The organism is Flavobacterium maritimum (assembly GCF_040049085.1).
Taxonomy (GTDB): domain Bacteria; phylum Bacteroidota; class Bacteroidia; order Flavobacteriales; family Flavobacteriaceae; genus Flavobacterium; species Flavobacterium maritimum.
On record NZ_JBDLZY010000004.1, the window covers coordinates 230547 to 250239 of the forward strand.

A 19693-nucleotide genomic window follows, 5' to 3' on the forward strand; every position below is an offset into this window, starting at 1 on the left:
TGTAAGCTGTAAGCAATTTGAAATATATTTAATTTTTTGGTATTAAAGCTTAAAGCTTTTTAAAGAACCATTTTCTCAATTGGACAAACTAGGATTCCTTCGGCTCCAGCCTCTTTTAATTGGTCAATAACATCCCAAAAAGTATCTTTGTCGATTACAGAGTGCACACTACTCCAACCTGGCTCCGCCAATGGCAGTACGGTAAGACTTCTTAAAACGGGTAATATTTTACCAATTTCTTCAATTTTATTGTTAGGAACGTTCATCAAAATGTATTTTGACTTTCTGGCTCTCAAAACAGATTCAATTCTGAATTGAAGTGTATTGATTATTTTTTGAATTTCCGGAGTAACTTTAGGAGAAACAGCCAAAACTGCTTCACTTTTTAAAATTACCTCTACTTCTTTAAGGTTGTTTTTAAATAAAGTACTTCCACTTGAAACGATATCAACAATCGCATCTGCTAACCCAATGTTTGGAGCAATTTCTACCGATCCTGAAATTTGGTGAATATCTACTGTTAATCCGAAAGAATTAAAATATTGATTAACGGTATTAGGGTAAGAAGTAGCGATTCGCATACCGTCTAAATCCTGAATTGATTTGTAATTAAATGTTTTTGGTACCGCAACCGATACTTTACATTTGGAAAAGCCTAGTTTTTGGGCTACTATGATATTTTTTCCTTTTTCGACCAGAAGATTATCACCAACAATAGCAATATCTACAACTCCATCGATTAAATATTGAGGAATATCAGAGTTTCTAAGGTATAAAACCTCTAATGGGAAATTAGTCGCTTCGGCTTTAAGTTGATCGTTTCCGTTGTTGATAGAAATACCACAATCTTTAAGTATTTGGATGCTTTCTTCGTTTAAGCGTCCTGATTTTTGAATTGCAATTTTTAAAGTACTCATTTTTTAGTTTTTTTGTTTAAGTTGTTTTGGTTTGAGTACAACGGATAAGTAACAAAAAACCCGTTTGATGTACTCAAACGGGTTTTAAAATATGATGATTTACATGCATACCATTAACACATCGCTTGAGAGCAATAATGAGAATGATGGTGATGTAATTGAATTGATAACATAATTTTTATTTTGATAATCCCTTGATTTCGTTTGCAAAGATAGGGGATATTTTCATTAAAATGCAATTTTTAATTTAACTTATCGCTGCGAAATTGTTAAAAAACGATTTAAAAATTAAACATCTTCCACTAATGTTATGAGGACATTAGTAAAAGATGCTTAAACCAACATAATATTTGAATCTAACTTAAAACAGCTTCTAAAGAAGGTCCTGCAGCAACTAAGCGTTTTCCTTCTTCAGTATCTGTATATTGTTCAAAGTTTTTGATATATCTCGCTGATAAATCTCTTGCTTTTACTTCCCATTCTTTGTCATCTTTATAAGTGTCTCTTGGATCAAGAATTCCATCACTTACATTTGGTAAAATGGTAGGAATTGTCAAATTCAAGTAAGGAATAGTTCTAGTAGGAGCTTCATCTATTTCACTACTGATGATTGCATCAATAATCGCTCTTGTGTTTTTAAGCGAAATTCTTTTTCCTGTTCCGTTCCAACCTGTATTAACCAAGTACGCTTTTGCACCATGTTCTTTCATTTTACCGATTAGCGTTTGTGAGTATCTAGTTGGGTGTAAAGTCAAGAAAGCTTCACCAAACGCTGGAGAAAATGATGGTTCTGGAGATGTAATTCCTCTTTCAGTACCAGCTAATTTAGAAGTATATCCGCAAAGGAAGTGGTATTGTGCCTGATCTTCATCTAAGATTGATACTGGAGGCAATACACCAAATGCATCAGCAGAAAGATAGATAATCTTTTTAGCATGTCCCGCTTTAGAAGGCAATACAATTTTGTTGATATGATATATTGGATAAGAAACTCTAGAGTTTTCAGTGATAGAATGGTCAAAGTAATTGATTTCACCATATTCATCCACAATAACATTTTCCAATAAAGCATCTCTTTTGATTGCTCTCCAAATGTCTGGTTCATTTTCTTCTGTTAAATCGATAACTTTTGCATAGCAACCACCTTCGTAATTGAATACTCCATTGTCATCCCAACCGTGTTCATCATCACCAATTAAGTATCTTTTTGGATCTGCAGAAAGTGTTGTTTTTCCTGTTCCAGAAAGACCAAAGAATACAGCAACATCTCCTTTTTCACCCACATTTGCAGAACAGTGCATAGATGCCATTCCTTTTAATGGTAAGTAGTAGTTCATCATTGAGAACATCCCTTTTTTCATCTCTCCACCATACCAGGTTCCACCGATGATTTGAATTTTTTCAGTAAGGTTGAATAATACGAAGTTTTCTGAATTTAATCCGTGCTCTTTCCAATCTGGATTAGTAGCTTTTGATCCATTCATAACAATAAAGTCAGGCTCTCCAAAGTTTTCCAATTCATAAATAGAAGGTCTGATAAACATATTGGTTACAAAATGTGCTTGCCAAGCCACTTCCATTACAAAACGAACTTTTAATCTTGTATCTGCATTGGTTCCACAAAATGCATCTACTACATATAATTTAGGAGAAGTAGAAAGTTGTTTTAAAACCAATTTTTTTAAATCATGCCAAACCTCTTTTGTAGTTGGGAAATTTACTTTATCATCCCAATAGATTGTATCTCTTGTAATATCGTCTTTAACAATATATCTGTCTTTAGGTGAACGTCCTGTGAAAACACCAGTTTTTACAGCAACAGCACCGGTATCAGTTAATGCACCTTTTTCATATCCTTTTCTTTTATGAGAAACTTCTGCTTGGTATAGTTCTTCGTAAGAAGGATTATATGATACTTCGTGATAACCTGTAATTCCTAAATCATGTAATTCCTGGATAATTTTAATGTTTTTCATCGTATTTAATTTTAAAAATTCTTGTTATTTAATTCTATTCAAATTTATGTTTGTTAATTAAAAAAAAACCTGACTTTTATCATGAAAAAGAAAAAGTTGCGCAAACGTTTTCGTTGTTTTACAGGGGTTTACGCGTTTTTTTTTAATTTTAAAAAGAATAAGAATTCCATTTTTATAATTTAAATTTACAAACAAATTTACCTGATTTTTATCATATAAAAGTAATAAACTATTTTAGTAATTTGTTATCAAATTTTAACAATATTAATTTAACTACTAAATTGTAACATTATGTTTGATTGGTTTAACACATTATTTTCGCCCAATAGTGAGCCTGACATTACTCAGTCTTTAATTGTACTTTTAATTGCTATAAGTGTAGGTTTTTTTGTGGGAAGAGTTCGTTTGGGCAGCATTTCACTCGGAGTTTCAGCAGTTATGTTTGTGGGGCTTTTTTTAGGACATTACGGATATCGTGTAGATGAAAGTATATTGCATTTTGTGCGTGATTTCGGTTTAATTCTTTTTGTTTATGGAATCGGAATTCAAGTGGGGCCTTCATTCTTTTCATCCTTCAAAAAAGATGGCTTAACCTTTAATTTACTTGCTGTTGGTGCAGTTCTTTTAGGAGGTACAATTACTTATTTGATTCATTTTATTACTAAAATTGATATAGAAAATGCAGTAGGTTTAATGTCAGGTTCAGTTACGAATACTCCTGGACTTGGAGCTGCTAAATCAACATTGCAAGAGATTCAGAACCAATTTCCTGAAAAAGTTTTCAGCGATCCGACCGTTGCTTATGCCATTACATATCCTTTGGGTGTTTTTGGTATCATTTTAACCATTATTGTTTTGAGAACAGTTTTGAAAATTGATTTAGTTAAAGAAAGCCTTTCCCTTAAAATGAAAGCCACCGACAAGGAGAATGTAATTATTCATGAAAAATGTAGAATTACAAATCCGGATTTGTTTGGAAAAAGCATTTATCAGATTTATAAAGAGTTAGGTATTCATGATATTATTATTTCCCGCTTAAAAAACAGCGGTTCCAAAGTAGTTTATTCCCCTTCCCTAGACACAAAAATTAATAATAAGGACGTTTTAATGGTGGTTGGGAATCAAAAAGATGTAGCTCATTTTATTGGACTTGTAGGGAAAGTTTCTACTGATTTATTTATCGAATCAGAAGAGGATGTGGTTTCAAAATACATTTTTGTGACTACCAAATCCGCTACTCACAAAACATTGGCAGAACTTGATTTACACAACAAATTTGACTTAAAAGTGACTCGTGTTATTCGTTCCGGATTAGAATTATTGGCCCAACCATCCTTAGAACTTTTTTATGGGGATAAATTGTTGATCGTTGGTAATAAAGAAGCCATTTCTGAGGTAGAAAAAATCATTGGAAACTCAGAAAAACATTTGTTAGAGCCTGATTTCTTATCGCTTTTTGGAGGCCTGATAATTGGTATCATCATTGGCTCTATACCGATTTTCATTCCTTCCTTGCCGGTTCCTTTGAAATTAGGATTTGCTGCTGGCCCTCTACTTACTGCCTTGTTTATCAGTAGATATGGTGGTGTTGGAGCTATTCATTCTTATATAAATAATGGTGCCATTTATTTCATGAAAGATCTCGGGATTTGCTTGTTCTTTGCAGCGGTAGGGATTCATGCAGGTGCTGCTTTTTATGAAAATTTCATCAAATTTAATGGCTGGCTTTGGATTTATTATGGTTGTTATATCACTTTCATTCCGTTGATTGTTATGGCATTATTGGGTAGATTCGTTTTCAAATTGAATTTCTATCAACTGGTTGGGGTAATGAGTGGCGCTTATACTGATCCTGCTGCATTGGCATTTAGTACTAAATATTTAGATTCTGAAATACCTAATCAATCCTATGCAACGGTTTATCCTATGGTAACGATTTCCAGAATATTTATCGCTCAGTTACTTATTTTGTTATTTGCCAGTTAGTTAGCAAATAGGTTTTAGACCAAAAAAAAGAGGATACTATTGGATATATCCTCTTTTTTTTGGTCTAAAATACAACTAATCACCATGTTCTTCTCCCGCTTTTTCAGTACCAACAGGAGCTGTTGCGGTTGCATTAGCCCTGATTTCTGTATGACGAATTTCGCCTCCGGATGTACCTACTTTTTGTATTAAAAAAAGACCGGCAGTTGCAAGACCAACGACTAAAAAAGAAACTACTTTTTCTTTCGAATTCTTTTTAAAATTTAAAAATAAAGCCAGCAGAGAAAAAGCACCTAAAACGTACAATAATAAAGCTAATTTTTCTGCCAATTCTTCATGTTCATGGATGATTTGTTTTCCAATATTAGGCATGTCTTCTACTAATTCCTCTGCTCCTTCTCCAGTTGCCATGCTAAATGCTCCAAAAATAGCAGCAACAATAAATAAAACATAAGCAGTACTTTTTACGGAATTATTTTTTAAAATCAATCCCGTAATTAAAATTCCAAGAGCCAAAATTGTTCCAATAATAGGAAAATGGTTCACAATCATGTGTAAATGTGCATCGTTCATAATTTTTTTGTTTTAGGGACAAGTTTGTGATTTGTCCGTTCGATTAATAATAATATTTATATTTAGTATTTATTTTTAATTATCCGGCTAATGAAACACCGATTAAAGAACCAATGCCATAGGTTACAGCTGCGGCAGCTAATCCGAAAGCAACTTGTCTAAAGCCGGAAAACAAAATACTTTTCCCGGTTAACAAAGTAATTGCAGCACCAATTCCAAAAAGTCCAATGATACTGCTGCCTACACTCAGCAAAATGGCTTTATTTCCATCTAAAAACATAAATGGATACAAAGGAATGATAGCTCCGATGGCAAAAAGCACGAAAGATGCTATTGCCGCTTCCCAAGCAGAACCGCCTAGTTCTTCTTTATCTATACCTAATTCTTCAGTTATTATAGCATCTATTGCAGTCTCGTGGTTTTCAAACGCTTTATCAGCCAATTTTTGCGCTTCTAAAGCATTCATTCCTTTTGCTTGGTACAAGAGTACTAATTCCTTTTTTTCTTCTTCAGGAGACGCTTGTAATTCTTCTGTTTCCAAGTCAATTTGGCGTTGGTTTAATTCTCTTGAACTTTGTACCGAAAGCCATTCACCCAAAGCCATTGAAATCGCTCCGGCCAAAAGTCCCGCAATTCCAGTCAAAAGAATGGTGTCATTAGAAACTGCAGCACCGGCAACTCCCATTACCAAACTCATATTTGAAACCAATCCGTCATTAGAACCCAGAACGGAGGCACGTAACGCATTTCCGCCAACAGATTTATGGCGACTTTCAAATTTTGATAAAAATCCGCCAGAAACATTTAAAGCGGCATTGTTGTTTACGGCTTCAATGATATTAAGATGATTGTGTTCAAATCCTGTTGGTTTCCCCCCACTTTCAATTTTGTTTTTTATTGCATTGAGGGCAAATTGTTTCTCTGTATTCGCAAGGCTGCTGATAATGGAACCATATCCAAAAAACTTACCCAGTTTTAATTGAAATTTAGCCCTAGATGAAGGCAAAGGCATTTTGTAATTACTTTCGAGGGTCAATATTTTATCAAGCATATGTTTAGCATGTCCTTTTTCAATATCAGCTAAACTTTTTAAAACTCTTGATAAATTTTCATCAGACTGTATGACTGCAATATTATCGTACAAAAAGGCTGTGTCAACCTCAGTCTGCAACTGGTTTTTTAATTTGTATAAATCCATGTTTCATCTAATTAGTTACATCAAATACGCCTTTTGTTAGTATCTTGGAAGAAGTATTTATTTCACTGTTAGGCTTTACTTCTACAATTTTTTCCGACTTTTCAACGATTTCAACTGCCGCTTTTTTGAAAGTATAGACATTGTTTTTGTTTTGGTGTAATAAAAGTACAAAAGTTTTATTGTCTTCCGTAATTAAAGCATCCAGCGGAATAGCCAAGCCTTTTTTAGAGCCAATAATAATTTCTGCTTCTACAAACATTCCTGTTAACAATTTTTGTTTAATAGCGTCGTCTAAATGCCCGTGAACATTGATGGTGCGATCATTTCCTTCAATTGATTTTCCTACTAAATGCACTTCGGCATTGAAAATTTCTTTTGAAGCTTCGGGGACTTTGAAATTAATTTTCTGACCTATTTTTACTTTTAAGATATCTTTTTCAAAGACCGCTAATTCCAAATGCAAATGATCGGTATCCACAATCTCCAAAATGACGTCAGAAGGAGCGATATGCATTCCCACATTGGCATTCATGATAACTATATCACCGCTAATAGGCGAATAAATAGTAATAACAGATGTTAATTTTCCTTTTTCAACATTGGTTGGATTAATATTTAGCATCATTAATTTTTCTTTTAAACTTTGATGCGTTGCTTTTGCTCTTCGGTAATCACTTTCTGCTTTTAAGTAGTTTTTTTGCGAAGTAATTTTTTCATTATAAAGGGTTTTTTGGCGCTCATATTCAGATTTTAAATAGCTAATCTGCTCCGCTACCTCAAGATAATCTTTTTGAATATCAAGGAATTCTGTGTTTTCTAATGTTAACAATGGCTGGCCTTTGGATACCCTATCTCCAACTAAGAGTTTCGTGGATTTTACATAGCCGCCGATAAAAGTGGTTACTTTGGCTCTGTTTTGAGGAGGAACATCAATTTTTCCTGAAGTTTTAATAGTTATATCAAAATCCTCTTCTTTAGGACTGGAAATTTCCATTCCTGAAGATTGAAATTGTGTGCTCGTAACCGAAATTAGACCATCATCTTTTGGAGCAGTTTCTTCTGTTTTAGTGTCTTTGCATGATAAAAACAAGAAAGAGAAAGCTACTGTATATAGAAAATTTTTCATTTGTAACGTGTTAAAAATTAATGTATTGTAAGTCTAATTGAACTTTGTTAAACTCGAGAACTGTATCTAAATGCTCTACTTGAATAGTTGTGGCATTTTCTAAACTTTGAATATATTGAAAAAAATCAATTTCGCCATTTTTGTAACTACTGTTCGCTACTTTTATAATTTCTTCGGATAGTTTTTTTCCGTATTGATTATAGTAGTTAATAGCTTCTTGATTTTTAGCTAATTCATTATTTTTTTGGGTAATATATTTGTCTATTTTTTGCTCTTCATTTTGTTTTTGTTGTTCCCAACTTTGTAATTCGAGTTCAGCTACTTTTGTTTTTGAAACATTTCCTGAAAACAATATTGGAACTGCCAATCCTACCTGAAATCCATACAAGGATTCTGATAATCCGGTATTTTTTCCTTGAAAATAATCTAGATTCACATCAGGTAACCAATGTTGTTTTTGTAATGAAATTTGTGATTTGTAATTTTTAGTAATACTCTCTAAATAAGTATTATATAATAATCTACTTGAGGTATTTGTTAAGTTGTTAAGTGGTTCGATTTGAATCTTTTTTACTTCGATTTTTTCTTCTGATTGTACTAAAGAATTTAAAATTTCATACTGCGATTTTTTCTCCATATCGATCTGTGAAAGCTTCGATCTGATTTGTCTGAATTTAGATTGCGCGGTAATTTTTTCTAAGTAATTAGTCTCACCTAATTCAAATCGTCTGTCGCTTGCCTTGGAGAAATTTTGGTACAAACTATCCAAATAATGATACAGTTTTTCTTGATGTTGCAAATAGACAATATGCTCATATACTTTTGACACTTCTAATGAAAGTTTATTTTTTTGAATATCATAATTCGCTTTTTCTCTTTCATATTCAGAGGCGTATACATTCTTTTGGGCTCCATACACTGTGGGGAAAGCAAATCGCTGCTGTACACCAAATACTTTTAAAGGGACATTATTTGTGGCAAGATTATTTTGATCATAACTGTAATAAATATTGGTTTTATCAAATGTATTGGCCGTTTTTATGGTTGCTTTTACTTTTTCAGTCTGCAGTTGAGCTGCTTTGATTCCTTTATTGTTTTCTAAAGCTTTTGTAATCAAACTTTCCAGTTCCGGATTTGTATTTTGTGAAAAAGAAAAGGACGTACTTAACAGGAACAAAATGATATAAGATGATTTCTTACGCGATTTGAATTTTGGTTTTTTGAATTCTTTTTCGGCCAAAACTTTAAATAGAATGGGTAGAACAATCATGGTTAATATAGTTGCTGTGAATAATCCCCCGATGACAACGGTTGCCAGTGGTCTTTGCACTTCAGCTCCAGCCGAAGAAGAAATAGCCATTGGTAAAAATCCCAAAGCTGCTGCTGCCGCTGTTAATAAAACAGGACGTAATCTGTCTGTCGTTCCTTTTAAAATTAATTCATCCATATCTGTCATCCCTTGATGTTTGAGTTCTTTAAAATGTTCGATTAGCACAATTCCATTTAGAACTGCGATTCCGAAAAGAGCAATAAATCCAACACCTGCCGAAATACTGAATGGTAAATCTCGTATCCATAAAAACAATACACCACCAACTGCTGAAAGTGGTATGGCAGAGTACACCATCAAAGCTTCTTTAATAGAGCCAAAGGCAAAATGCAATAAGATGAATATCAAAAATAAAGCAATTGGAACAGCTATCATTAAACGGGCTTTGGCACTTTGAAGGTTTTCAAACTGGCCACCATATTTCACGTAATAACCTGCAGGAAGTTTAATTTTTGTATCTACAATATTTTGGATGTCGGTAACAACACTTTGTAAATCACGGTTTCTTACATTGATTCCAACAACAATTCTTCTATTGGTGTTGTCCCTTGATATTTTGGCAGGTCCTTCTGTGTACTCAATTTTAGCCAATTCACTTAACGGAATTTGTTCCCCATTTGGAACTGAAACATATAAATTTTGAAGGTCTTCAATATCACGTCGGTTCGTTTCATTCAAACGAATAACCATATCAAAACGTTTTTCCCCTTCAAAAACATTTCCAACAGTCTTGCCGGCAAAACTAAGTGCAATCATTTCGTTTAAATCAGCAATATTAAGTCCATATCGCGCTATTTTGGAACGGTCGTATTGAACAAACATTTGTGGCAGTCCTTCCGTTTTTTCAATAATAATATCTGAAGCACCTGGTACATTTTTTATTGCTTCTTCTATTTCGTGTGCTTTTCGGGCTAAAACATCCAAATCTTCTCCAAAGATCTTAACGGCTACATCTGAACGGGTTCCGGATATCAATTCGTTGAAACGCATTTCAATGGGCTGCGTAAACTCAATTTCCATATTTGGAATCTGGGCTTCAATTGCAGCCTTGATTTTATCTGCTAATTCGTCTTTGCTGGCCGCCGAAACCCATTCGGATTTTGGTTTAAGTTTCACAATAATATCACTTTCTTCCATTGACATAGGATCTGTTGGCACCTCCGCTGCACCTATTCTGCTGACAACCTGTTCAACTTCAGGGAAATTTTTCAGGATAATTTTCTCAATTTTGGTGGTTGTAGCGATAGTTTTAGATAATGAAGTCCCTGTTTTAAGAACGGGCTGGATAACAAAATCCCCTTCATCAAGTGTTGGGATAAATTCACCCCCCATAGTGGTAAATAATCCAACAGCCAGTAGTAATAATCCCAAGGCACCGTATAGTACTTTTTTTGTGTTTTTTAATGCCCAGGAAATTATAGGCAAATAGAAATTATTAAGTTTATTGATTAGCTTGCTTGAAATTGAATTTGGATTTTCCGCCTTTGGTTTCAAAAATAGAGACGAAACAACAGGGACATATGTAAAACAGAAAATCATGGCTCCGACCAAAGCAAAACTAAATGTCATAGCCATTGGTTTGAACATTTTTCCTTCGATTCCCGTTAGAGAAAGAATCGGAATAAAAACAATCAAAATAATCAATTGGCCAAAAATAGCCGAATTCATCATTTTAGAAGCACTTTTATAAGTGATCTGGTCAATTTCCAGCTGACGTTCCTCTTTGGGAAGATCGACTAAATGATCCGATTTACTGGCAATCTGAAAAGCGATAAACTCCACGATAATTACAGCACCATCAATGATAATCCCAAAATCGATAGCTCCCAAACTCATTAAATTAGCATCGATGCCTAAAATATTCATAAACGAAATCGCAAACAACAAACACAGCGGAATGACAGAAGCGACTACCAATCCTGAACGCCAGTTTCCTAATAATAAAACGACTACGAAAATTACGATTAAACAACCTAAAATTAAGTTTTCGGCCACTGTGAAAGTAGTTTTTCCAACTAATTCGCTGCGTTCCAGAAATCCATTGATATAAACACCTTCAGGAAGTGTTTTTTGAATTTCGGCTACCCTGTCTTTAACGTCATTAATTACTTGTTTCGAATTTCCCCCTTTAAGCATCATAACTTGACCAAGCACTTTTTCTCCTTCACCATTTCCGGTAATTGCGCCAAAACGATTGGCATGTCCATAACGAACTTGAGCTACATTTTTGACATAAACAGGTAATCCGTTGGTGTTTTTAACTACAATGTTTTCAATGTCTTGCAGTGAATTAACTTTTCCTTCCCCACGAATGAAATAACTTTGATTTACTTTTTCGATATAAGCCCCGCCGGCAATACTATTATTTTTTTCCAAAGCGGTGAAAACGTCGGTCATAGTGATGTTCATCGCTTTCAAACCAGAAGGATTGATGGCGATTTCATATTGTTTTAAATAACCGCCCCAAGTATTGATTTCTACTACGCCTTTTATTCCTGATAATTGACGTTTTACCACCCAATCCTGGATGGTTCGCAAATCGGTTACGGAATAATTATTTTTAAATGCAGGTTTGACCTCTAATGTATACTGATAGATTTCTCCCAATCCAGTTGTAATCGGACCCATTTCAGGTGTACCAAAACCCTGTGGTATCTTCTCAGAAGCTGCCTTTATTTTTTCGGCGATAAGTTGTCGTGGTAAATAAGTTCCCAGATTTTCGTCAAAAACAATGGTTACCACTGATAATCCAAATTTAGAAACAGATCTAATTTCTTGTACTCCTGGTAAATTGGCCATTTCAATTTCAACAGGATAGGTAATAAATTGCTCAATGTCCTGTGTAGAAAGATTACGGGAAGTAGTAATAACTTGAACTTGATTGTTCGTCACATCAGGAACGGCTCCAATCGAAATTTGGAACACTGAAAACAAACCAAAAACCAATACTCCAAGAGTGAAAAGCAATATGATAAGTTTGTTTTTTAAACTGAAAGCGATGATTTTTTCGAGCATTTTGACCTTATTTTGTTTATACCAAAAGTAAAGTATAAATATAAGGATTATCTTAAGAACTCCTTAAGGTGTGCTTAATCAAAGCTTAAAATAATTGTTGTGCCCTTATTGATTTCGCTATGAATTTCAAATTTAGTATTAAGCAATTGTGCTAATCGTTTTACTATTGATAAGCCCAAACCGGAACCTTTAATTTCAGGATGATTGGTCGCGTTGGAACGATAGAATGGATTAAATATTTTATCTAAATCATCTTTTGAAATCCCGATTCCGTTGTCTGATATGGTGCAGATGGTTTTGTCGTTTTTATGGGAAAGAGTGATCGAAATTTTGCCATTTTCATTAGTATATTTTATGGCATTGGAAATAATATTGCTGATAATAATCGATACCAGATAATTATCAGAGTTAATGTAATAATTATCCGAAAAAGAATGCTTTAAATTTATTTTTTTTGCATTTAATTTTCCGGAATAAAGTGTTAGAATATCTAAAATTAAGGCATTCAAATATACTTTTTCAATCTTTAAACTTTGCTTTTGGTTTTCGAACCTGGCTAATAACAATAATTGATCAACGAGATTATTTAATCGGTTGACTTCAGAGATACAAAAGTTGATTTTATCTTCGTATTCCGATTGGCTACGGGGTTTTCTAATCAGTACTTCAAGTGTTCCCTTCAGAACGGTCAGTGGTGTTCTAAGCTCATGGGAAGCATCTGAAGTAAACTGTTTTTCTCGCTCAACTGCGTTTTCAATACGATCCAATAAATCATTTATTGTTTTGGAAAGCACATACAATTCGTCTTTATTTTGAGGTAAAACAATCCGGTCTTTGAGATTATCCCTAGTTATTCTGCCTGAAGTTTCAGTTATTATGGCTACAGGTCTGATACTTCGGCCTGCAATTAATCGAGCAATCAAAAACAAAACAATCAGAATTAAAGGAAAAGCAACAAAAAGAGTGTTTCTCAGATTCGTTAGAATCATGGTCGCATCATCCAGAGACATAGCTACAAAAAGATGGCCTACTACTTTTTTATTATCAAAAAGAGGAACTTGTATTTGACGGATTGGTTTACTGTTTAAGTAGGTGTCAATAAATGAATTATCTAATTTTTCATCATACATTTTGAGCTGAAGCCCTTTAAGATTTGGGGATTTATCAATCAGTTTATTATCAATATCAAAAAACTGGACAAAAACCGGATTCACATTTACGGTATTATGTTCTCTCGCCCGCCATTGATCTACCTGAATCAAATAGGTATTGTTTCTGTCGATTTCAATTTCTTCAAGGTGTTTTTCAACTTCCGCTTGGATATCATCATTGATATGTGTGTTGACACTGAAATCAATTATTTGATAAATTACAAAAAAGACCACAGAAATCAATAATCCTGTGCTCAGGATGTAATTGAAAGCGATTCTGTTTTTGTATGAAAATGAGAACATATCTTAGTTTAAGTCATTAGCAATATACCCGACTCCTCGAATAGTCTTGATAAGCTCTACTTCCTTATTGAGGTTTAGTTTTTTTCGAATGGCATTCATAAAAACATCAATTACGCCAGTATCATATTCGAAATGAATGTCCCAAACATCCTCTATAATTTGGTTTCGAGTACAAACTTTCCCCTTGTTTTTTATGAGGTAGACTAATAATTCGAACTCTCTTTGCGTAAATGTTATTTCTTGATTATCAACAAGAATTTGGTGTTTCGATTTAATGATTTTGATATTTCCAAGACTCAACTCATCGTTTTCATTTTCATTTCTGAAATGAATTTTAATGCGCTCCACCAATTCATCAAAACTGAAAGGTTTTTTCATATAATCATTGGCCCCTGCTTTCAAACCTTCAATTGTTTCCTGAACCGTATCTTTTGCGGTAAGAAAGATAATTGGAGTTTTTGAATCTGTTTTTCGGATTGATTTACATACTTCAATTCCTGTCATTTCTGGTAAAATCCAATCCAGAAGAATTATATTTACTTTTTGGCTTAAAGCCAATTCATAACCGGTTTTACCATCGTTGGCAACCAAAACCTCATAACCTTCTTCTTCTAAACCTTGTTTAAGAAAATTAGCGATTCCTATTTCGTCTTCAACTATTAGAATTTTCATTATTTATTGCATTATAAACTTGAAGCCAATAGTGGCAATGTTTGCAGTTAAATTATCGCTTCTTTGGTAGTGGTTGAATCTGAAATCAACATTTTTCAAGCCAAATTTCCAAACTTTTCCTCCAGTAAAAATATCCGTATAACTGACTCCAAAACCATACTGATTGGCATCAAATTCAGCTAAATCAGAGTCGGATGTGTAAAATTCTTCCGTTGATAAATGGGTTTCATAAGGCGCATAATATTTTGATGCGATTTGAGTGTAATAGCGATACATTGGAAAAATGGTAAATCTGTCCGATATCTTTACCGGGAGTTCTATACTGGCTGTATGCGATTGAACATCCCAATTATCTGAATAAAAGCGATAATAGGTTCTTAATACGACTCTTTCGTTCATATAATAATTCAATCTTGCCCCCAAAGGTATTTTAAAACGGGTATCCGGTAATCTTTCGATATCATCCGCCAGTTTATAAACCCCTGTATTACTTGGACTTTCATAATTGTCTATATATTGTGGTTGTCCGATATAGTAATTTTCTTTGTCGGCAAAATAAATTCGATGATAGGGTGTGGACAATAATCCTTGTTGCTGTAAGACATCAAAAAATACTGAAAATTGTAGTTTTTTTGTCAGCACTTGCGAAAGACCAAATGAAGCGGAATAGGAATTTCTATTTACTTTAGAAACGGTTTCGAACGCAGAGGGTAAATAATTGGTTGTTGATTGTCCGTTTTGATTCCAAACGGTCACGCCATTAAAATATCCCTGATTCAGGAAATCAGAACCATAAATGGAATACTCATGTAGTTCAGTTGGATAAATGGGTCTCCATTGATCTAAATATACATTAGCTTTTACACTCAATTCGGTGTTTTTATCATTGAAAAGAGAAGCGATTCCACCACCAAAACCTACTGATGTATAATCGTATTCATTTGAAAAAGAAACATCAGCATTCCAGATAAAATTTCTCGAATCACTGCTGTGGCTGTAATTGGCCGTCAGAGCCACTAGCTGATCACTTTTGGATGCGCCGGAAGATGCCTGCCACGGAGTTCCATAAGGTTCTGTTGAGCCATTTTGTCCTGGATCATCATCTTCTCCGCTGCCAGATGCGCCTGTAGCATTAAATGGATTTATATTACTAGAAGAAGCAGATGAATAAGCGGATATACCCAAATCTATTGTCAATACATCATCATCATTCATAGGCATGGCTACCACTATGTTTGAAGTGATATCCGTCAGTTCTTCAGAACCAATTCCACCCGAAACCGCAGAATGATCTCCATCCTGTTTGTAATAACTGGCCAAAAAATCAACTTCGGTACTTTCTAAGACTCTTTTTTTAAAACCTGCTAAAGAATCACCCTCTTGGGCAAAAGCCATAGCGCTGAAGAGTAACGAAAGCAATGCAATTTTTATTTTCATTTTAAATGTAATTGGTATTAGATTTTAATTTTTTGGTTGCCGATAACTTAATTACAACCGCATCCCCCACCCGATTTTCCTCCATTGGCACCAGCAGCCGCTTCTCTGTATACTTGAAAAGCAGTTTCATATCTTTCGGTGGTTCTGGCAGACAGTTTCATGTCAGGATCATTAATGGCGACTTTTTCGTATTCTTTTACTGAATTGCAAGATTGTAAGGACAACAGTATCAAAAACACAAAAGCTATTTTTTGTATCATTTTAGTAATGGTTTTATTGTTCATATTTCTTAACGTCTATTCCTTTTGAAGAATGAATTTTGCCTTTGTCATCAACTATAATGCATTCAATTCCTTTTAATTGATTTACCAAATCCAAACCAACATCGACTCCCAGTACAAAAATACCGGTAGCTAAGGCATCGGCAATCTCAGTTTGTTTAGCAAAAACAGATACACTGGCAACACCGGTAGCCGGATATCCTGTTCGGGTATCAATAATATGAGAATAGCGTATTCCATTAAAAACAACAAATTTTTCGTAATTGCCGGATGTTTCAACAGAGCTGTTTTCTAATGGAAATGTGGCGAATATTTTATTTTTGTTCAATGGATTTACAATACCTACTGTCCAAGGTTTTCCATCAGGTTGTTTTCCCCATGCATTAATATCCCCTGAAACATTTATTATTCCGGATGTGCAGCCTTTAGCAGCCAATAGTTCCTTTACTTTATCAGCAATAAATCCCTGACCAATACCGCCAAGCCCTAATTTCATCCCTTCTAATTTAAGGAAAATGGTTTGTTCTTTTTTGTCTAAAATGATATTCTTATAACCAATCTTGGCAACTGATTTTTTGATGGCTTCTTCTGTTGGCATTGCTTTCATACTTCCGTCAAATTTCCAGATTTTGTCCATTGATGCATAAGAAATATCAAAAGCACCGGAGGTAATTTCGGAAATCTTAATGGAGCGTCCAACCAAGTCAAAAACTTCGGCATCTACTTTGACTGGTTTTATACCTGCGTTTCGGTTGACTTCTGAAATTTGTGTGGTAGGAATCCAATCAGAAATTAAGTTTTCTATTCTTTTTACTTCAGCTACAGCCAAATCTATATATTCATTTGCCTTTACGGTGTCATTTGCGACAACGGTAACCTCAAATGGACTGCCTAACATGGACAATTTTCTTTTATGGGCAATTTGTCCAAACGAGTTGAATGTGATTAGCAGAAGGCCAATTAGTGCCGCTTTTTTCATTATTTCTCGAATGAATGAATGAGTTGAATATATTCTGCCGCAGAAACATTTTTAAATCCCGTCATACCGATTACTTTTCCTGTTTTGTCCAAAAGAACAACTAATGGGAAACTACCGTTTTTATTGTATTTTTCAGCTAACTTCTTATTGCTCTCGGTTAGTTCAGCAGATAATTGATTGGCTTTCTTTTTTGGAAAATCAGCTTTATAAATAACCCATTTTTTTTCAGATTCTATTTTGAATTCTTCTGATTTCCAAACGTTTTTATCTAATTTCATGCAAGGTGCACACCAGTCTGAACCTGAAAAGACCAGAAGGATGTTTTTATTTTCTTTGATTGCTTCTGCTTTTGCATCATCAAAATTAACTTTCCAGTTTTGGGAATAAGAAAATGTTGCTATAAAGAGAAACAGGACAATTATTGATTTTTTCATGGAAACTTTAGTATTTAAAACATTCGGGTAAAATTATTCATTTATTCCCTAAACTAAGAATTCATCAATATATTTTAAGCGAATTTTAATTTTGGTTTAAATTAAGCAAATCTTAAAAAACAATTGTGAATAATGCAGTTACATTTGTCCTCCAATAAAAGAAATATGCAGTTGTTTAAGAAAATCTCTCCTTTTTATAATCTTACCCTTTTTTACATTTCGGTTAGTCTGATTCTTAGAGTTGTTCTACTCTTCCATCCTATTACACAATCGTCATTTGTTTGGACAGATACAATTAAAATTTTTGTATTTGGAGTGCTATCCGATTTCTTTGTTTTCATGGTGGTTAGCGGTTTTCTATGGCTGTATCTTATTTTTATATCCGATTCAAAGTACCTGAAGCCGACGGGCTATATAATTTTCGGACTGTTAGTGGCTTTACTGTTATATGTTTCTTTTGGGAATACTATTCTCAATGAGTATGGAGGCGCTTTACCGAAAATTGGAACGATTTTTATCTCTGTAAAAACACTTCTCTTTGGTTTGTTACTATTTCTTCCAAAATACCGAGCCAAGATTAGATCTTGGTTATTCACTTTCGTCATTTTCCTTTTTGTTGTTCTTATTTTGCAAAATGCAATAAGTGAATATCTTTTCTGGAACGAGTTTGGTGTGAAATATAATTTTATTGCGGTGAACTATTTGGTTTATTCCAATGAAGTTATTGGAAATATTATGCAATCTTATCCGGTAATCCCTTTATTTTCAGGCTTATTTATTATTGCCGCTTTTGTAACTTATTTTATTGTAAAACAATCAAAAAATTATATCGAGAACATTCCTTCTATTGTTGAAAAAATTAAAATTTCGGGAATTTATTTGACTCTATTCGCAGTTTCTTTTTTGGCGATTCCTTTTTTAGCAGACAAAGAAAATTCACAAAATAGTTTCGCTAATGAATTACAATCCAACGGTGTTTACAGATTCTATTTCGCATTTATCCATAGTGAGTTGGATTATTTTAAATTTTATAAAACGATTCCCAATACTGAAGCTTACGCTGTGCTAAGGCATCAAATACCGGCTATTTCGGGAGAAAACACGACAAGAGAAATAAACTATGATGGTGCCGAAAACCACAAAAATGTAGTGTTGATTACGATTGAAAGTTTCAGTGCCGATTTTATGAAAATGTATGGAAACGAGAAAAATCTAACTCCTTTTTTAGATAGTTTAGCGACAAAAAGTTTACAGTTTACTAATTTTTATGCTGTAGGTAATCGGACTGTCCGAGGCCTTGAGGCGGTCACTTTATGCTTGCCTCCTACCGCAGGTGAAAGCGTAGTGAAAAGAGAGGATAATAAAAACAAATGCTCTACCGGGAATGTATTTAGACAAAAAGGATACAATGTGAAATTTTTATATGGTGGAGATGCTTTCTTTGATAATATGGAGGATTTCTTTTCCGGAAATGGATATGATATCGTTGATAAGAAAACGTTTCAACCAAACGAAATTACTTTTGATAATGTTTGGGGTGTTTGTGATGAAGACATGTATAATAAAGCCATCAGGGTGATGAATCAAGAATCAAAAGAAAACAAGCCTTTCTTCAATCATATTATGACGGTAAGCAATCACAGGCCTTTTACATATCCTAATGGGAAGATAGATATTCCGGGTGATATCAAATCCCGTGATGGCGGTGTAAAATATACTGATTTTGCGATTCGAAAATTCTTTGAAATGGCCAAAAAACAACCTTGGTTTTCTAACACTGTTTTTGTTATTCTTGCTGATCATTGTGCTTCCAGCGCTGGAAAATCAAAGCTTCCTGTTGATAAGTACAGAATTCCTGCCTTAATTTACAGCCCAGGTTTTGTAACGCCTCAAAAATACAATACACTTATGTCACAAATAGATATTATGCCTACCTTATTTGGACTATTACATTTTGATTATCGAACTAAATTTTACGGTCAGGATGTTTTTAAAACAGATTATAAACCAAGGGCATTAATAGCTACTTATCAGGATTTGGGATTGATAAAAGATAATGTTTTAACGGTTATTTCGCCAAAACAACAAGTGAAACAATTTCAATTGAGCATGAAACCAGATGTGGCTAAAAATAATGATTTTCAGATTTATTACGATCAAAATCTTTTACTGCACGAAAGACCTGATTTAGTGAAGGAAACTATATCCTATTATGAAACGGCTTCAGATATGTTAAAAAGAAAGAAAGATCAAATGTAATAATCCTTTTTGTATATGGTTTTTAGTACATAATATGTTGTAAATTTGATTTATAA

14 protein-coding genes are annotated in these 19693 nt (G+C 33.9%); 2 read left to right on the forward strand and 12 right to left on the reverse strand.

The window, feature by feature from the left end:
• Window positions 1-59: 59 nt before the first annotated feature.
• A complete protein-coding gene (hisG, locus tag ABEB23_RS10380) occupies window positions 60-917 on the reverse strand; it encodes an ATP phosphoribosyltransferase (RefSeq protein ID WP_348812528.1) in 858 nt (285 codons plus the stop codon).
• Window positions 918-1273: 356 nt separating this feature from the next.
• On the reverse strand, window positions 1274-2893 hold the full coding sequence (gene pckA, locus ABEB23_RS10385; RefSeq protein ID WP_348812529.1) for a phosphoenolpyruvate carboxykinase (ATP): 1620 nt from the start codon (window positions 2891-2893) through the stop codon (window positions 1274-1276).
• 291 nt (window positions 2894-3184) lie between these two features.
• Between pckA and ABEB23_RS10390 the strand changes: the two genes are divergently transcribed.
• On the forward strand, window positions 3185-4879 hold the full coding sequence (locus ABEB23_RS10390; RefSeq protein WP_348812530.1) for a putative transporter: 1695 nt from the start codon (window positions 3185-3187) through the stop codon (window positions 4877-4879).
• 75 nt (window positions 4880-4954) lie between these two features.
• On the opposite strand, the gene ABEB23_RS10395 is transcribed toward ABEB23_RS10390, so the two are convergent.
• The 10 genes from ABEB23_RS10395 to ABEB23_RS10440 all read right to left on the reverse strand — a co-directional run bounded on the left by ABEB23_RS10395 (window position 4955) and on the right by ABEB23_RS10440 (window position 17378).
• Entirely contained in the window at window positions 4955-5452 is a 498-nt protein-coding gene (locus ABEB23_RS10395; RefSeq protein ID WP_348812531.1) for a DUF2231 domain-containing protein, read from the reverse strand.
• A 79-nt stretch (window positions 5453-5531) separates the two neighbouring features.
• Window positions 5532-6650, reverse strand: a complete 1119-nt coding sequence (locus ABEB23_RS10400; RefSeq protein WP_348812532.1) for a VIT1/CCC1 transporter family protein — start codon at window positions 6648-6650, stop codon at window positions 5532-5534.
• Window positions 6651-6657: 7 nt separating this feature from the next.
• On the reverse strand, window positions 6658-7776 hold the full coding sequence (locus ABEB23_RS10405; protein ID WP_348812533.1) for an efflux RND transporter periplasmic adaptor subunit: 1119 nt from the start codon (window positions 7774-7776) through the stop codon (window positions 6658-6660).
• A 10-nt stretch (window positions 7777-7786) separates the two neighbouring features.
• Window positions 7787-12121: a CusA/CzcA family heavy metal efflux RND transporter gene (locus tag ABEB23_RS10410; protein ID WP_348812534.1), complete on the reverse strand. Its 4335-nt coding sequence runs from the start codon at window positions 12119-12121 to the stop codon at window positions 7787-7789.
• Between the two features lie 74 nt (window positions 12122-12195).
• Window positions 12196-13575, reverse strand: coding sequence for a sensor histidine kinase (locus tag ABEB23_RS10415; RefSeq protein WP_348812535.1), 1380 nt, complete (start codon window positions 13573-13575; stop codon window positions 12196-12198).
• A 3-nt stretch (window positions 13576-13578) separates the two neighbouring features.
• On the reverse strand, window positions 13579-14247 hold the full coding sequence (locus tag ABEB23_RS10420; RefSeq protein WP_348812536.1) for a response regulator transcription factor: 669 nt from the start codon (window positions 14245-14247) through the stop codon (window positions 13579-13581).
• A gap of 3 nt (window positions 14248-14250) precedes the next feature.
• Window positions 14251-15684 carry a DUF3570 domain-containing protein gene (locus ABEB23_RS10425; RefSeq protein ID WP_348812537.1) on the reverse strand — a complete coding sequence of 478 codons (1434 nt, stop codon included), beginning with the start codon at window positions 15682-15684 and terminating at the stop codon, window positions 14251-14253.
• A 47-nt stretch (window positions 15685-15731) separates the two neighbouring features.
• On the reverse strand, window positions 15732-15944 hold the full coding sequence (locus ABEB23_RS10430; protein WP_348812538.1) for a DUF4266 domain-containing protein: 213 nt from the start codon (window positions 15942-15944) through the stop codon (window positions 15732-15734).
• 13 nt (window positions 15945-15957) lie between these two features.
• Window positions 15958-16944 carry an FAD:protein FMN transferase gene (locus ABEB23_RS10435; protein ID WP_348812539.1) on the reverse strand — a complete coding sequence of 329 codons (987 nt, stop codon included), beginning with the start codon at window positions 16942-16944 and terminating at the stop codon, window positions 15958-15960.
• Window positions 16944-17378, reverse strand: coding sequence for a thioredoxin family protein (locus tag ABEB23_RS10440; protein ID WP_348812540.1), 435 nt, complete (start codon window positions 17376-17378; stop codon window positions 16944-16946). Before ABEB23_RS10440 ends, ABEB23_RS10435 begins: the two co-directional genes overlap by 1 nt.
• A 165-nt stretch (window positions 17379-17543) precedes the next feature.
• On the opposite strand from ABEB23_RS10440, the gene ABEB23_RS10445 reads away from it, so the two are divergent.
• Entirely contained in the window at window positions 17544-19637 is a 2094-nt protein-coding gene (locus ABEB23_RS10445; RefSeq protein WP_348812748.1) for an LTA synthase family protein, read from the forward strand.
• The last annotated feature ends 56 nt before the right edge of the window (window positions 19638-19693 follow it).

Excerpts from the sequence above, each read along its gene's own strand:
- ABEB23_RS10405 (WP_348812533.1), bottom strand. The coding sequence starts at position 7,776 with ATGAAAAATTTTCTATATACAGTAGCTTTCTCTTTCTTGTTTTTATCA.
- ABEB23_RS10445 (WP_348812748.1), top strand. The coding sequence starts at position 17,544 with ATGCAGTTGTTTAAGAAAATCTCTCCTTTTTATAATCTTACCCTTTTT.
- ABEB23_RS10420 (WP_348812536.1), bottom strand. The coding sequence starts at position 14,247 with ATGAAAATTCTAATAGTTGAAGACGAAATAGGAATCGCTAATTTTCTT.
- ABEB23_RS10430 (WP_348812538.1), bottom strand. The coding sequence starts at position 15,944 with ATGATACAAAAAATAGCTTTTGTGTTTTTGATACTGTTGTCCTTACAA.
- ABEB23_RS10435 (WP_348812539.1), bottom strand. The coding sequence starts at position 16,944 with ATGAAAAAAGCGGCACTAATTGGCCTTCTGCTAATCACATTCAACTCG.
- ABEB23_RS10400 (WP_348812532.1), bottom strand. The coding sequence starts at position 6,650 with ATGGATTTATACAAATTAAAAAACCAGTTGCAGACTGAGGTTGACACA.
- hisG (WP_348812528.1), bottom strand. The coding sequence starts at position 917 with ATGAGTACTTTAAAAATTGCAATTCAAAAATCAGGACGCTTAAACGAA.
- ABEB23_RS10425 (WP_348812537.1), bottom strand. The coding sequence starts at position 15,684 with ATGAAAATAAAAATTGCATTGCTTTCGTTACTCTTCAGCGCTATGGCT.
- pckA (WP_348812529.1), bottom strand. The coding sequence starts at position 2,893 with ATGAAAAACATTAAAATTATCCAGGAATTACATGATTTAGGAATTACA.
- ABEB23_RS10415 (WP_348812535.1), bottom strand. The coding sequence starts at position 13,575 with ATGTTCTCATTTTCATACAAAAACAGAATCGCTTTCAATTACATCCTG.
- ABEB23_RS10395 (WP_348812531.1), bottom strand. The coding sequence starts at position 5,452 with ATGAACGATGCACATTTACACATGATTGTGAACCATTTTCCTATTATT.
- ABEB23_RS10390 (WP_348812530.1), top strand. The coding sequence starts at position 3,185 with ATGTTTGATTGGTTTAACACATTATTTTCGCCCAATAGTGAGCCTGAC.
- ABEB23_RS10410 (WP_348812534.1), bottom strand. The coding sequence starts at position 12,121 with ATGCTCGAAAAAATCATCGCTTTCAGTTTAAAAAACAAACTTATCATA.
- ABEB23_RS10440 (WP_348812540.1), bottom strand. The coding sequence starts at position 17,378 with ATGAAAAAATCAATAATTGTCCTGTTTCTCTTTATAGCAACATTTTCT.